13 protein-coding genes are annotated in these 13,836 nt (G+C 44.4%); 7 read left to right on the top strand and 6 right to left on the bottom strand.

All coding sequences use genetic code 11. From position 1 onward, the window contains the following. Positions 1 to 42 precede the first annotated feature (42 nt). Complete coding sequence (locus tag MJ764_RS00325) at positions 43 to 585, top strand: isochorismatase family protein (RefSeq protein ID WP_239323566.1); 543 nt, start codon at positions 43 to 45, stop codon at positions 583 to 585. A gap of 217 nt (positions 586 to 802) precedes the next feature. On the opposite strand, the gene MJ764_RS00320 is transcribed toward MJ764_RS00325, so the two are convergent. Then, complete coding sequence (locus MJ764_RS00320) at positions 803 to 1,267, bottom strand: universal stress protein (protein WP_239323565.1); 465 nt, start codon at positions 1,265 to 1,267, stop codon at positions 803 to 805. Positions 1,268 to 1,370: 103 nt separating this feature from the next. Here MJ764_RS00320 and MJ764_RS00315 point away from each other — a divergent pair, with 103 nt between their 5' ends. The 6 genes from MJ764_RS00315 to MJ764_RS00290 all read left to right on the top strand — a co-directional run bounded on the left by MJ764_RS00315 (position 1,371) and on the right by MJ764_RS00290 (position 5,815). Beyond that, complete coding sequence (locus tag MJ764_RS00315) at positions 1,371 to 2,144, top strand: tRNA threonylcarbamoyladenosine dehydratase (RefSeq protein WP_239324063.1); 774 nt, start codon at positions 1,371 to 1,373, stop codon at positions 2,142 to 2,144. A gap of 8 nt (positions 2,145 to 2,152) precedes the next feature. Next, a complete protein-coding gene (locus tag MJ764_RS00310; RefSeq protein WP_239323564.1) occupies positions 2,153 to 2,986 on the top strand; it encodes a segregation and condensation protein A in 834 nt (277 codons plus the stop codon). A 58-nt stretch (positions 2,987 to 3,044) separates the two neighbouring features. Further along, positions 3,045 to 3,524 carry a PaaI family thioesterase gene (locus MJ764_RS00305; RefSeq protein WP_239323563.1) on the top strand — a complete coding sequence of 160 codons (480 nt, stop codon included), beginning with the start codon at positions 3,045 to 3,047 and terminating at the stop codon, positions 3,522 to 3,524. Next, positions 3,521 to 3,952 (top strand): PaaI family thioesterase, encoded by a 432-nt coding sequence (locus tag MJ764_RS00300; RefSeq protein ID WP_239323562.1) that lies wholly within the window; start codon positions 3,521 to 3,523, stop codon positions 3,950 to 3,952. Before MJ764_RS00305 ends, MJ764_RS00300 begins: the two co-directional genes overlap by 4 nt. 104 nt (positions 3,953 to 4,056) lie before the next feature. Then, complete coding sequence (pncB, locus tag MJ764_RS00295) at positions 4,057 to 5,295, top strand: nicotinate phosphoribosyltransferase (RefSeq protein ID WP_239323561.1); 1,239 nt, start codon at positions 4,057 to 4,059, stop codon at positions 5,293 to 5,295. Positions 5,296 to 5,404: 109 nt separating this feature from the next. After that, the gene (locus MJ764_RS00290; RefSeq protein WP_239323560.1) at positions 5,405 to 5,815 is read left to right on the top strand and encodes an RNA-binding S4 domain-containing protein; all 411 of its coding nucleotides are present in this window, start codon (positions 5,405 to 5,407) and stop codon (positions 5,813 to 5,815) included. Between the two features lie 143 nt (positions 5,816 to 5,958). On the opposite strand, the gene MJ764_RS00285 is transcribed toward MJ764_RS00290, so the two are convergent. From MJ764_RS00285 to gltA, 5 genes are all read right to left on the bottom strand, one after another. Then, on the bottom strand, positions 5,959 to 6,519 hold the full coding sequence (locus tag MJ764_RS00285) for a TIR domain-containing protein (RefSeq protein ID WP_239323559.1): 561 nt from the start codon (positions 6,517 to 6,519) through the stop codon (positions 5,959 to 5,961). A 166-nt stretch (positions 6,520 to 6,685) separates the two neighbouring features. Then, positions 6,686 to 8,098 carry a dihydrolipoyl dehydrogenase gene (gene lpdA, locus MJ764_RS00280; RefSeq protein WP_239323558.1) on the bottom strand — a complete coding sequence of 471 codons (1,413 nt, stop codon included), beginning with the start codon at positions 8,096 to 8,098 and terminating at the stop codon, positions 6,686 to 6,688. Positions 8,099 to 8,249: 151 nt separating this feature from the next. Further along, positions 8,250 to 9,464, bottom strand: coding sequence for a 2-oxoglutarate dehydrogenase complex dihydrolipoyllysine-residue succinyltransferase (gene odhB, locus MJ764_RS00275; RefSeq protein ID WP_239323557.1), 1,215 nt, complete (start codon positions 9,462 to 9,464; stop codon positions 8,250 to 8,252). A gap of 65 nt (positions 9,465 to 9,529) precedes the next feature. Beyond that, on the bottom strand, positions 9,530 to 12,355 hold the full coding sequence (locus MJ764_RS00270) for a 2-oxoglutarate dehydrogenase E1 component (RefSeq protein WP_239323555.1): 2,826 nt from the start codon (positions 12,353 to 12,355) through the stop codon (positions 9,530 to 9,532). Between the two features lie 197 nt (positions 12,356 to 12,552). Next, positions 12,553 to 13,836: a citrate synthase gene (gene gltA / locus MJ764_RS00265; RefSeq protein ID WP_239323553.1), complete on the bottom strand. Its 1,284-nt coding sequence runs from the start codon at positions 13,834 to 13,836 to the stop codon at positions 12,553 to 12,555.

Genomic DNA, 13,836 nt, shown 5'->3' with positions numbered 1-13,836 from the left:
AAATTAACATACAGATTACTTAACTATTAGTGAAAGCAAACCATGTTGATAGACAGCAAACGCTCCGCCGTATTAATGATTGATTTACAGACACGTCTGTTACCAGCCTTGAATAATACAGATGAATTGCTGGCCAATAATGTATGGCTGGCTGGACTGGCGCATGATATGGCTATTCCTACCTTAATCAGCGAACACTGTGTAGACAAAATTGGCGCAACCCGAGAAGAAATCATGACCGCCGCGCCACAAGCCAGAATCGTACAGAAACAGAGTTTTTCCGTATTTTCCGCCGGTGTACTAACTGAAGATAGCCTGCATCAGGCCAACCAGATTATTATTTCTGGTATAGAAGCCCATATCTGCGTATTACAGACTGCTTTAGATTTGCGTGCACACGGCTACGAAGTTTTTGTGGTTGCAGATGCAGTCAGCTCTCGCCGGCAACGTGACGTTGAGTTGGGGCTGGCACGCATGCAGGCCAGCGGTTGTGAAATCGTTAGTCGTGAAATGATTGCATTTGAATGGCTAGGTAGTGCCAATAACCCGCAATTCAGAGAGATTCACAAAAAATATATCCGTTAACCCGGCCAGTATATTCGGAAATAAAACTGTACTTTTATTTAAATCAATAGTGTAGTTTTATTGTTAAACAGCCAGCATAATATTCACAACAATACCGGCCAAAAAGCTGAATCTGCTTTAAAGCAGATTCAGCTTTTATTGATATGAAACCCATAGAAATTCTCGAAAGCTTGACTGCTGCCGAATCATTCATCCAGACCAAATGGCCTGATTAACCCTAACTGCTGGTTTCACTGCGAATAATCAATAATGGCAGATTGGTTTCGCGCATAACAGTTTCTGCAAAACTGCCCATCAGTAAATGCATCAAACCGCTACGTCCATGAGTTCCCAGAATAATCAGATCGCTACCATTCCCATCGGCATAATCAACTAGCATTTGTGCCATTTCTTTTGCCCCTTTATTGGCAATTAGCAAATGACGATGCACTTTGCCTTCCGGCAAAGCAGCTTTGGCTTTTTCCACCGCAGCATCCAGTACAGTATTACCCTCTGACAAGGCAGCAGCTTCATAACTTTCATGCTGCAAAAACTCGGGAGCCAGAGCCATATATTCAGTTGGATTGGCCACATTGACAACAGTTAATTCTGCATCTTCACCCTTGGCCAGACCAATAGCATGATCCAAAGCATTTTCTGAAGTATGGCTGCCATCTACTGCCACCAGTAAATGTTTATACATGAAACTCTCCTTAACCTTTTTAGCAATTCGAATCACTTAGCAGATACAGTATAATACCACTACCTGCTTAAAACGGCTTTCTGGATTTTATTACGTGTCGCAGATATTCAATTTTTCAGCAAACTATCAACGCCGCTTCGGTGGCATCGCACGCTTGTACGGCGAAGACTGCCTGCAACGTTTCGCTTCGGCACACGTCTGTGTAGTCGGCGTGGGCGGTGTGGGTTCATGGGCAATAGAGGCACTGGCGCGCAGTGGCATCGGTGCACTGACACTGATTGATCTGGATAATGTAGCCGAATCAAATATCAATCGCCAGCTACCAGCTTTAATCAGCCTGATTGGCAAGCCTAAAGTCGAAGCTCTGGCAGAACGCATTGCCGATATTAATCCCGAATGTCAGGTCACCTGCATAGAAGATTTTGTAGATACAGACAATCTCAGCCAGATATTCAGCCAGCCTTTTGATTTTGTCATTGACGCCATCGATCAGGTGCGTGTAAAAGCAGCGATGGCCGCTTTCTTTATCACACAGCGCCAACCTTTCATTGTTTCAGGAGGCGCTGGCGGACAAAAAAATGCCGCTCTGATTCAATGTGCTGATTTAAGCCGGGTCACCAACGACCGCATGCTGGCCAATATGCGTTATACATTACGTAAACGACATGGATTCAGTCGCCAGCCAGCCGATAAAATGCATATACCCTGCATCTATTCCAGCGAAAATATTACACCGCCGCAGGCTGGTATCTGCCATAGCGAGCAAACTGCTCCGCAAGGCCTGTCCTGTGCCGGTTATGGTGCTGCCATGGTTGTCACGGCCAGCTTTGGCCTGCGTTGTACTCAAGCATGCCTGGAACATCTGTGCAAACAGTGAACGCAGACATGAGTATAGTAAATACCACGGAAAAAACTGTAGCTGTGCTTTTCGGACAGCCAGTCACCGAGATTCCGCACGACCTGTTTATCCCGCCTGATGCCCTGCAAGTCGTTTTACAGAGTTTTGAAGGTCCACTGGATTTACTGCTGTATCTGATTCGCAAACAGAATATTGATGTACTCGATATTCCCATGCTCACAGTAACCGAACAATATCTGTCCTATATTCACCAGATGCAGCAACACGAACTGGATTTAACAGCCGAATATCTGTTAATGGCGGCAGTACTGATTGAAATTAAAACCCGTTTACTTTTGCCCACACCGCCCGCCAGCGAGGAAGAGGTAGTCGATCCACGTGCCGAACTGGTACGCCGCCTGCTTGCCTATGAACAAATGAAACTGGCGGCCGCCGAATTGGATGCACTACCTCGTGCTGGGCGTGATTTTGCCTGGGCATGGCTACCCGTAGAACTGGTTGCCGTTACCCAGCCACCGCAAGTGCAAGTAGCAGATTTAACTCGTGCATGGCTGGCGATTCTGGCTCGCTCCCAGAACAATCGCAGCCATAATGTCGTCAAAGAAACCTTATCCGTGCGCGCCCAGATGAGCGCAGTTTTGCGCCATCTGCAAACCCGTCAACACTGTTACTTCACCGAACTTTTCGGCCGTAACGATAGTCTGGCAATGGTTGTCACTACTTTCATCGCAGTGCTGGAACTGGCCAAGGAAGGGCTAGTGTACATTACCCAACACAGCACTGAAGAACCGATTACCATTCAGACTGCTGGTGTGGAAGCTGGCAGTGATTTAACACTGATTAATAAATCAGCTTCATAGTGACAAGCACAGTGAAAAACCCTAATATAACAATTAATATTTACATCAGGATAAGCTCATGCCTGCCCATCAAGGGTTATTTAAAACCCTGTTTAATCATTATCTGAATTTACCACATTGCCGCTGGTTAAAAATTTATGGGGATTGCAGTTCCAATGAACCTGTCATTTCTATTGACTGGCGTGATGAGCTGCTCGAGAACCCTGACAGCGGCAATATTCATGGTGGTGTAATCACTACGCTTGTTGATATGGCCTCAGCCTGCTCACTGGCTGCATTGTTTCAACAGTTTGAAACCACAGCCACACTGGATATGCGCATAGATTACCTGAAACAACCTACAGCCAAGCAATCAATTCATGTTCGTGCGCATTGTTATCGGCAGGAGGGAGAAATTGCCTTTATCCGTAGTCATTGCTTTCAGGAAGATGAAAATCAGCCCTTTGCTCTGGGTATGGCCACCTTTATCCATACCCCGCTATCTGAAACAGAACAGCAGGTATTACAGGCATACCTGCAACAGGAACAGGCCAAATGAATCCGAATATTTTCCAGTTGGATACACAATTAACCAGCAAAGCTCATCAGCTTATGCCTTATAGTGCAGCAATTAACCTGAAAATCGGTACAGACAGCCAGAACAAACGCCTTTACTGCTTACCTTTTGCCCAGCAGAATATTGGCAATATTTTCCTTCCCGCACTTCATGGCGGCCTGATTGGCGGCTTTTTACAAAGCTGTATTAATTTATATTTACTGGAACAGCAAAACTTGTCTGAACCTGCCCGGATAATTGACTACACGACAGATTATTTGCTTAGCGGTAAGGCGCTAGACAGCTATGCCCAATGTCAGATTCTGCATGCCGGCAAGCGCATTTCACATATTACCGTAACAATGTGGCAAAACCAGCCAGATAAACCTATTGCTTTTGCACGTGCACACTTACAGATGCCTGTGCAATAGCCGGATGAAAAAAGTAAACTGCTAGCCCATGCCAGAAACCTAAAGATACATTTTTCTGCAATAGCAATACAACTTCACTTCTTTTCAAGAGTTAAACCAGCGATATGGCCATAGATACCAACCGCCCGCCGATTATCCAGTCTCTGTTGGATACAGATTTATACAAATTCACCATGCTGCAAGTTGTACTGCACCAATTTCCTCAGGCAACTGGTGTCTATGAATTTCGCTGTCGTAATAACCATGAAACAGAATATCCGCTGGGCGATATTCTGGCTGAACTCGACTGGGAGCTGGATCGCCTTTGCCAGATGAGATTCACCGCAGATGAATTGCAGTATTTACGCAGCCTGCGCTTTATCAAGAGCGACTTCGTCGACTATATGGAATTGTTTCAACTGAAACGCCGTTTCATCAGAACATCCATAGACAGCAACCAATACCTGAATATCCGTATCGAAGGCCCCATCATACAGGCAATGTTTTTTGAAATATTTGTCCTTTCCATTGTCAATGAACTGTATTTTTACCGGCTGGAAACTCCCGAAATACTGGCCGAAGGCGAACGCCGCCTACAGGCAAAAGCTGAGTTGATACACCACTATGCATCAGAACAGCAACAATACAGCGCCCCATTTATCGTTTCTGATTTTGGTACTCGACGACGTTATCGTTATTCATGGCAAAAACATGTCGTAAAAACCCTTCACCAAGCTGCGCCCAATGTTTTTCGCGGAACCAGCAACGTACATATCGCCAAAGAACTTGGACTGACTCCCATAGGTACTATGGCACATGAATTCTTGCAGGCCTTTCAGGCGCTGGATGTGCGCTTACGTGATTTCCAGAAGGCGGCATTGGAAGCATGGGTACATGAATATCGTGGCGATCTGGGCATTGCCTTAACCGACGTAGTCGGCATGGACGCTTTCCTACGCGATTTCGACCTCTATTTCGCCAAACTGTTTGACGGACTGCGCCATGACAGTGGCGACCCCTACATCTGGGGAGAAAAAGCATATGCCCATTATCAGAACCTCAAAATAGATTCACGTACCAAAATGTTAACCTTTAGTGACGGATTGGACTTACAGCGCGCCTGGGATTTATATATTCACTTTAACAGCCGTTTCAAAACCAGTTTCGGAATTGGCACCAATTTCACCTGCGATATGGGCTTAACGCCATTGAATATTGTATTAAAACTGGTTGAATGCAACGGGCAGTCTGTAGCCAAAATATCTGATTCACCCGGTAAAACCATGACAGACAACAACACATTTCTGGCTTATCTGCGGCAAATTTTCGACATACCAGACAGCACGGCCGTAAAACCGGATTAAACCAAAGCGACAAGCGCAAATTTTTGCCATAAAATTGCTAAATAATTCAATCTCCCATTTGTCAACAATTAAGATAAATACAGATAATCATCAAGATGAATATAAACCAATGAGTAAAAACAACAATATCAGCACAACAAGCATGCGTCTGGATAAATGGCTATGGGCTGCACGATTTTTTAAAACCCGTGCTTTGGCACAAAAACATATTGAATTAGGACGCGTTCAGGTCAATGGTACCAAAGTCAAAAACAGCAAAAACATCCAGATTGGCGACATGATTGATTTAACCCTCAACTCCCTGCCCTATAAAATTCAGGTGCAGCAGCTTAATCAAATGCGTCGTCCGGCACCGGAAGCGCGTTTACTTTATAGCGAAGATAGCAGCATTGCCGCCAAACGTGAAGAGCTGAAAGCCTTGAATCAGGCCAGCCAGATAAGTGCCGCATATCCTGATGGCAGACCCACCAAACGTGACCGCAGAGCACTTGATAAAGTAAAAAGACATTGGGATGAATAAAATTCAGAGTACGGACTTAATTTGTACAAAAAGCCGCACTCTCATTCTCGATAATTGGATTGTGAACAGCTTAGAATAGCGTGGTCAAAATATCCTCATTATCTATAGTCAGCAAACATCACCTATTGATAAATCCCAAAGGGTTAAATCGTCAACATATAATTATTGGGTCTGATATGGCTATTTTTAACAAAATTTTTTTTCTTTAGTGCCTTAGTAACCATTTCCTTATCAAATGGTACATGCAAAACCGGAACCTGCGATTTTAAATGCTTGAATATGGGTAATTTACTCCAGAAATAATGTAATTTAAAATTTACATCATTTTTTCCAGCAACCAGCATATCCTTTTTTTCACGCAATTCAGTATAAATCACAATAACTGGTAATTTAAGACATCCAATACCATATTCAATCTCCTCTTTCACACATCGCGATTGAAAAGTATCCTCACTCAAAATCAAAATTAAATTATCAGCATACTTTAAACGTTCTCTAATACGTGGTTTTAAAACACTGTCCCAATCACTACCATCACGGACATCATATTTTTTATCATGAACATCATTAAACGGAAAAAGTGCATCCTGACCTTTCCAAGTTCTCAACTGCTTATAATAAAAATAATCTTTCTGAACTATCGCACCAGCAGTAAACTCATTAAAGGGCTCTTCTACATAAAAAACACAGTAATTGTTAGGCATAAACTTTCTCTAACGTACTTATTACAGGAAAATGCTAAAATAACAAATATTACCTTAAAATACAAAATAACACAAAAAAACTTTAATATACAAATACATATATTTATTAATAATATAAAAACCCGCATCCTTCAGAATACGGGTTAAATCTGCACAACAATCAATATCATTTAACTGAAGAGGCGGCCTCATGCATGGCTTCAGATAACGTCGGATGAGCGTGAACAATACGGGTAATATCTTCGCTAGATGCCTTAAAGTCCATGGCCATCACAGCTTCGGCAATCAGTTCAGAAGCCACTGGTCCGATGATATGCGCACCTAGCACACGATCCGTATCTGCATCAGCCAGAATCTTAACGAATCCCTTTGCCTGCCCCATACCAAGAGCACGACCGTTTGCAGCAAAGCTGGACTGACCTTTTTTATACTTCACACCAGCAGCTTTCAACTGCTCCTCAGTCTGGCCAACCCATGCAATTTCCGGATGAGTATACATAACAGCCGGAATAGTATTCATATCTACAAAAGGTTTCTGCCCAGCAATACGCTCAGCTACGGCCACACCCTCAGCAGAAGCTTTATGTGCCAGCATCGGGCCACGTACCACATCACCAATCGCCCACACATTTGGCAGACTGGTACGGCATTCATCATCAACCACAATAAAGCCGCGTTCATCTTTTTGCAGGCCAACACCTTCGGCATTCAGGCCATTGGTATTAGGAATACGGCCAATTGCAATAACCAGCTTATCAAAGGTTTCCGTTTTTTCTTCACCGGCAACAGTGTACTTAACAGTTACACCATTTTCACCCTTAACAATTTCATTAACCGTTACACCAAGATGAATATTGAGCCCCTGTTCTTTAGTGAAAACCTTGAAAGCTTCCTTGGCAACCTGCTGATCAGCAGCAGCAAGGAACGTAGGCATCGCTTCCAGAATGGTAACTTCCGCACCCAGACGATTCCATACAGAACCCATTTCCAGACCAATCACACCAGAGCCAATCATACCCAGTTTGGCTGGCACTGCTTCAAGATTCAGTGCACCTTCATTATCCAGCACATTAACATTATCAATCTCAGTTAAAGGCAGTGGACGTGGCAGAGAACCAGTAGCCACGATTACATGCTTGGCAGTAACCAACTGTTTAGTACCATTGGTATCCACCTCTATCTGCCATAAACCATCAACCTGGCCTTGCAGAGAACCTTTACCAAAAATACTTTCTACTTTTTCTTTTTTGAACAGAAAGCCGATGCCGTTAGTCAACTTACTAACAATAGCATCTTTACGTTCAATCATTTTCTTGGCATCAAAGCCTTTAACCTGCACATCAATACCATGTTCAGCAAATTCAGTTTGCGCTGCATGGTAATTCTCACTGGTCTGCAACAAAGCCTTGGAAGGAATGCAACCCACATTCAGGCAGGTACCGCCCAATGCTGGTCCATCACCTTTTTTATTCAAACCAGCATCAATACAGGCTGTCTTAAAACCCAGCTCAGCAGCACGAATAGCAGCAACATAGCCACCAGGACCAGCACCAATTACCACAACGTCAAATTGAGACATTAAAATTCCTTTCAATCATGAATATTTCTGACTGATAAAATAAAACCGCAATGCGGCACAAACGCCATTTTATCCGCTGTGGCCATCATTACGGTTGTCATCCTCAGGCTGATGCATCTTATAGTTTGATTACAGCAGCCTGCTCATTTCCTTACAGTTCCAGCAGTAAACGTGCAGGATCTTCCAAAGCATCCTTAATGGCCACCAGAGTCAGTACTGCTTCACGGCCATCAATCAGACGATGGTCGTAAGACAAAGCCAGATACATCATCGGACGTACCACAACCTGACCATTCTCTACCACAGCACGTTCTTTAGTAGCATGCATACCCAAAATGGCAGATTGAGGCGGATTGATAATTGGCGTTGACATCATTGAACCGAAAGTACCACCATTGGTAATACTGAAAGTACCACCAGTCAGGTCTTCCAGTGCCAGCTTACCATCTTTGGCTTTTACCGCATAATCGTAAATTGCCTGTTCGATGTCAGCAATGCTCATCTGATCAGCATCACGCAGAATCGGTACCACCAGACCACGAGGGCTGCCAATAGCGATACCAATATCAAAATAGCCATGATAAACAACATCAGTACCATCAATAGAAGCATTCACAACAGGGTATTTCTTCAGAGCAGCAACCGCAGCTTTAACGAAGAAAGACATAAAGCCCAGTTTAACCCCATACTCTTTCTGGAACTGTTCTTTATAACGGTTACGCAAGTCCATAACCGGTTTCATGTTTACTTCGTTAAAAGTAGTCAGAATGGCATTTTCATGCTGTGACTGCAACAAACGTTCAGCAACACGGGAACGCAGACGTGACATCGGCACACGTTGTTCTACACGGTCACCGGCAGTAGCAGGTGCAGCAGCCTTGCTAGTAGCCATAGTAGGAGCAGCAGCCAGAGCAGATGCAGCAGCGGCAACATCTTCTTTCAGTACACGACCATCACGGCCTGAACCCTGAATAGTAGCTGTATTCACACCTTTTTCTGCCGCCAGCTTGGCAGCAGCAGGCATAGCAACACCAGCCTGAGACTGATTAGCCGGTGCAGCACTTGCAGCAGTAGCAACAGGAGCAGCTTCCTGTACTGGCGCAGCAGGTGCAGCAGCTTCAGCAGTAGCTGAAGTATCAATTTTAGCCAGCAACTGACCTGCTGTTACAGTTGCACCATCAGCTTCAATAATTTCCACCAGTTTACCTGCCTGCTGGGCTGGCAATTCCAATACAACTTTATCCGTTTCCAAATCAATCAGATTTTCGTCACGCTGTACGAAATCGCCTACTTTTTTATTCCAGGTCATCAGAGTGGCTTCAGTCACACTTTCTGGAAGCATGGGAACGGTTACATCAATAATCATGGATTACTCCTAAAAAAGGCCGGAGGCCACCACCTAGGTGGCCAGTTATTCAGAATGGATTCGGATTATTTCAATTCCAGAGCATCATCTACCAGTTGTTTCAGTTGGGCAACATGTTTACTCATATAACCCACAGCTGGTGAAGCACTGGCCGGACGACCAGCAAAAATAACTTTTTGCTTACTACCAGCAATTTTTTCAATACGATGACGAATCTGGTACCATGCACCCTGATTTTTTGGCTCTTCCTGAGCCCACAGAATTTCAGTTGCATTAGGATAACGGCTCAATTCAGCAGCAAGCTGTTCGTATGGGAACGGATATAGCTGTTCCACACGTACGATCGCAATATCTTTGCCCAGATCACGTTCCAGACGCGCTTTATTGATATCGTAATACACCTGACCGGCACACAGAATCACCCGTTTAACACTGTTTTCATTACCTTCCACCTGATCGCCGATTACTGGACGGAAAGCATGGCCTTCAGTGAAATCACTGAGCGAACTCATGGATTCATTGAAACGCAACAGGCGTTTGGACATGAAAATAACCAGCGGTTTGCGGTATGGACGCAGTACCTGACGGCGTAATACATGGAACATCTGAGAAGCTTCAGACGGCATAACAACCTGAATATTTTCTTCAGAGCATAATTGCAGCCAGCGCTCCAGACGACCAGAAGAGTGTTCAGGACCCTGACCATCATAGCCATGAGGTAAAATCACCGTTAAGCCACACAAACGACCCCATTTAGTTTCACCAGAAGTAATAAACTGGTCAATTGCTACCTGAGCACCATTAGCAAAGTCACCAAATTGTGCTTCCCAGATAACCAGTTGATCAGGTGCACTGCAAGCAAAGCCGTATTCATAAGCCAATACAGCTTCTTCATTTAAGATTGAATCAATTACCAAGAAAGAGGCCTGATTTTCACTCAAATTGCGTAGCGGCACATAAGCACCGGCATCACTTTTTTCGCGTTTCTGATCGTGCAATACAGCATGACGGTGAGAGAAAGTGCCACGGCCGGAATCTTCACCGGAAATACGCACACCATTGCCATTGCTTACCAGACTGGCATAAGCCAGCGTTTCTGCCATGCCCCAATCAACAGGCTGTGAACCTTCAGCCATGGCAACACGATTAGCCAGCATTCTCTTCACAGTATTATGTGGCGTAAAATCTTCTGGAAGCGTAGTAAATTTTGCAGTCAAACGTTGAATATCTGCGGCAGGAATACCCGTTTCAACTGGATGGTTCCAGTGAGTACCCATATAAGGTGTCCAGTCTACCGCGTACTTATGGTTGTAATCAGTCAGCGTAGTCTGCTCAACATGTTCACCTTTATCCAGCGCATCGCGATAAGCCTGAATCAGCCCATCCGCCTGCTCTTTAGTAATCACATTTTCACTTACCAGACGGTCTGAATACAGTGCACGTGTTCCCGGGTGCTGATGAATCTTGTTATACATCATTGGCTGCGTCAGCATTGGGTCATCACCTTCGTTATGGCCCAGCTTACGGAAGCAAACAATATCTACTACCGCATCTTTACCGAATGACTCGCGATAATCCATCGCCAGACTTACTACATAACTCACCGCTTCAGGATCATCACCATTCACATGGAAAATCGGTGCGTCAACCATTTTAGCCAGATCTGTACAATACACAGTTGAACGTGTATCACGCAAATCAGAAGTGGTAAAACCAATCTGATTATTGATTACAATATGAATAGTACCACCAGTGGTATAGCCACGGGTTTGGGACAGATTGAAATTAGCCTGATTCACACCCAGACCAATAAACGCAGAATCGCCATGAATCAATACCGGCAACACAGCTTTGCGACCAGATTCACCACGACGTTTCTGTCGCGCGCGGACAGCACCTTCAACTACCGGATTAACAATTTCCAGATGAGAAGGGTTGAAAGCCAGTGAAACATGCAACGGACCATTGCCAGTAGCCAGATCAGAAGTAAAGCCCATATGGTATTTCACGTCACCGCTAGGCAGAGTGGTTGTATATTTACCCTCAAACTCGCTAAATAAATCGCGTGGTTCTTTACCAAGGATATTTACCAGCACATTCAGGCGGCCACGGTGAGCCATACCAATCATGACCTCTTCAACGCCCTGATTGCCACAATGCTGCGTCAGATAATCAAGCGCAACAATCGTACTTTCGCCACCTTCCAGCGAGAAACGTTTCTGGCCGACATAGCGGGTATGCAAATAACGTTCCAATGTTTCTGCAGCAGTTAACTGTTTCAGAATGCGGCGTTTATGTTCAGGAGTAAAACTGCCTGCTGATAAATCTTTTTCTACCCGCTCCTGAACCCAATTGCGTTCATCCGGGCGGGTGATATGCATAAATTCCACCCCTACCGTACCGCAGTAAGTCTGATCCAGCTTATTAATAATTTCACATAAAGGCAGCTTCTGGCTGCGTGCAAAATCGCTACCAGTATAGAATCTGGTAGACATATCAGCATCCGTCAACCCGTATTGTGCCGGATCCAGTTCAGCCAGATACTCTTTAGGACGCCGTTTTAACGGATCTAGATTAGCTGTGCGACTACCCAGAATACGATAAGCATTCATCAGATTTAATACTGATACCTGCTTTTGCAACATATTTAAATCAACGCTGCCCTGAGCAGCGGTACCATGCTGTCTGGACAGATTGGCAAAAGATTCCTGAATCGGTAATTGCGGTATATCTTTGGCAACATAGCCAGGCAATGCAGCTACTTTGTCAAAATAATCTTTCCAGTATTCATCAACTGAATCTCGATCTTTCAGGTAGCTCTCATACAGCTCCTCAATGTAAGGAGCATTGGCACCATATAAATAAGAAAGACTGGTTTGTTCTTCCATCATGGTAAAAACCCTTTTTTACCTTAAACTAATAAAACAGGAATATCACTATCCCCTACCAATATTCAATTCGAGAATCGAATGCCGATTCCAGATTACCGCATATCAACATACCGATTCCAGATCACCACGTGCATACATGGGGATGAAGCATCAGTATGTTTCAGGCAGCTTATAAAGCTGCCTGAACACACAAATAATTAGCGTTTATCTACAGGTAGATAATCGCGTCGGCCAGAACCAGTATATAGCTGTCGTGGACGGCCGATTTTCTGATTCGGGTCAGCAATCATTTCGTGCCAGTGTGATACCCAGCCTACCGTACGGGCTAAAGCAAACAGCACGGTGAACATCGTGGTCGGAATGCCCAATGCACTTAAAACAATACCGGAGTAAAAATCAACGTTCGGATACAGCTTGCGTTCAATGAAATATGGGTCTTCCAGAGCAATTTTTTCCAAAGCCATTGCCAGCTTGAATTTAGGACTATCTTGCAATCCCAGCTCATTTAATACTTCATCACAAGTCTGTTTCATAATCTTGGCACGTGGATCCATGTTTTTGTATACACGATGCCCAAAACCCATCAGACGATAACGTCTTTCTTTAACTCCCTGTATAAATTCTTCAACACGAGATACATCACCAATCTCATCCAGCATTTTCAGCACTGCCTCATTGGCACCACCATGAGCCGGCCCCCACAGGCAGGCAATACCCGCGGCAATACAGGCAAAAGGATTGGCACCAGATGAGCCAGCCAAACGCACAGTTGATGTGGAAGCATTCTGCTCATGATCTGCATGCAAAATGAAAATCCGATCCAACGCACGTTCCAGCACAGGATTAACCACATAATCCTCTGTTGGCTTGGCAAACATCATATGCATAAAATTGCCGGTATAAGACAAATTGTTACGCGGATAATTAAATGGCAAACCTTTTGAGTAGCGATAACACATCGCAGCTAGAGTTGGCACCTTAGCAATCATGCGGTATTCAGCAATTCGGCGGTGATCAGGATTATTGATATCCAAACTATCCTGATAGAATGCCGCCAGTGCACCTACTACCCCTACCATCATTGACATCGGATGAGCATCACGACGAAACCCCCGGAAAAACCAGGTTAGTTGTTCATGCACCATATTATGACGCAAAACACCCAATTCGAACTTCTGCTTTTCGACTGCATCAGGTAACTCGCCATATATCAGCAAATAGCAGGTTTCCAGATAATCACTGCGTTCTGCCAACTGCTCAATGGGATATCCCCGATAATATAACTGCCCCTTTTCACCATCAATGAAAGTGATTTTCGATTCACAGGATGCTGTTGATGTAAACCCTGGATCAAACATAAACATGCCAGTACCAGCATACAGCTTATTAATATCAACGACATCCGGCCCCAAACTGCCAGACAATACCGGCATCTCAAAAGGTTCTTGCCCCTCAATGTTGAGTATAGCGTTCTTAGTCAT

The sequence above is a fragment of the Snodgrassella gandavensis genome (assembly GCF_914768025.1).
GTDB classification, from domain to species: Bacteria; Pseudomonadota; Gammaproteobacteria; order Burkholderiales; family Neisseriaceae; genus Snodgrassella; species Snodgrassella gandavensis.
The sequence above is the reverse complement of the archived record's forward strand: the minus strand, read 5'-3'. Positions and strand labels throughout refer to the sequence as shown.

Excerpts from the sequence above, each read along its gene's own strand:
- lpdA (WP_239323558.1), bottom strand. The coding sequence starts at position 8,098 with ATGTCTCAATTTGACGTTGTGGTAATTGGTGCTGGTCCTGGTGGCTAT.
- MJ764_RS00290 (WP_239323560.1), top strand. The coding sequence starts at position 5,405 with ATGAGTAAAAACAACAATATCAGCACAACAAGCATGCGTCTGGATAAA.
- MJ764_RS00320 (WP_239323565.1), bottom strand. The coding sequence starts at position 1,267 with ATGTATAAACATTTACTGGTGGCAGTAGATGGCAGCCATACTTCAGAA.
- odhB (WP_239323557.1), bottom strand. The coding sequence starts at position 9,464 with ATGATTATTGATGTAACCGTTCCCATGCTTCCAGAAAGTGTGACTGAA.
- MJ764_RS00305 (WP_239323563.1), top strand. The coding sequence starts at position 3,045 with ATGCCTGCCCATCAAGGGTTATTTAAAACCCTGTTTAATCATTATCTG.
- MJ764_RS00300 (WP_239323562.1), top strand. The coding sequence starts at position 3,521 with ATGAATCCGAATATTTTCCAGTTGGATACACAATTAACCAGCAAAGCT.
- pncB (WP_239323561.1), top strand. The coding sequence starts at position 4,057 with ATGGCCATAGATACCAACCGCCCGCCGATTATCCAGTCTCTGTTGGAT.
- MJ764_RS00325 (WP_239323566.1), top strand. The coding sequence starts at position 43 with ATGTTGATAGACAGCAAACGCTCCGCCGTATTAATGATTGATTTACAG.
- MJ764_RS00285 (WP_239323559.1), bottom strand. The coding sequence starts at position 6,519 with ATGCCTAACAATTACTGTGTTTTTTATGTAGAAGAGCCCTTTAATGAG.
- gltA (WP_239323553.1), bottom strand. The coding sequence starts at position 13,836 with ATGACTAAGAACGCTATACTCAACATTGAGGGGCAAGAACCTTTTGAG.
- MJ764_RS00310 (WP_239323564.1), top strand. The coding sequence starts at position 2,153 with ATGAGTATAGTAAATACCACGGAAAAAACTGTAGCTGTGCTTTTCGGA.
- MJ764_RS00270 (WP_239323555.1), bottom strand. The coding sequence starts at position 12,355 with ATGATGGAAGAACAAACCAGTCTTTCTTATTTATATGGTGCCAATGCT.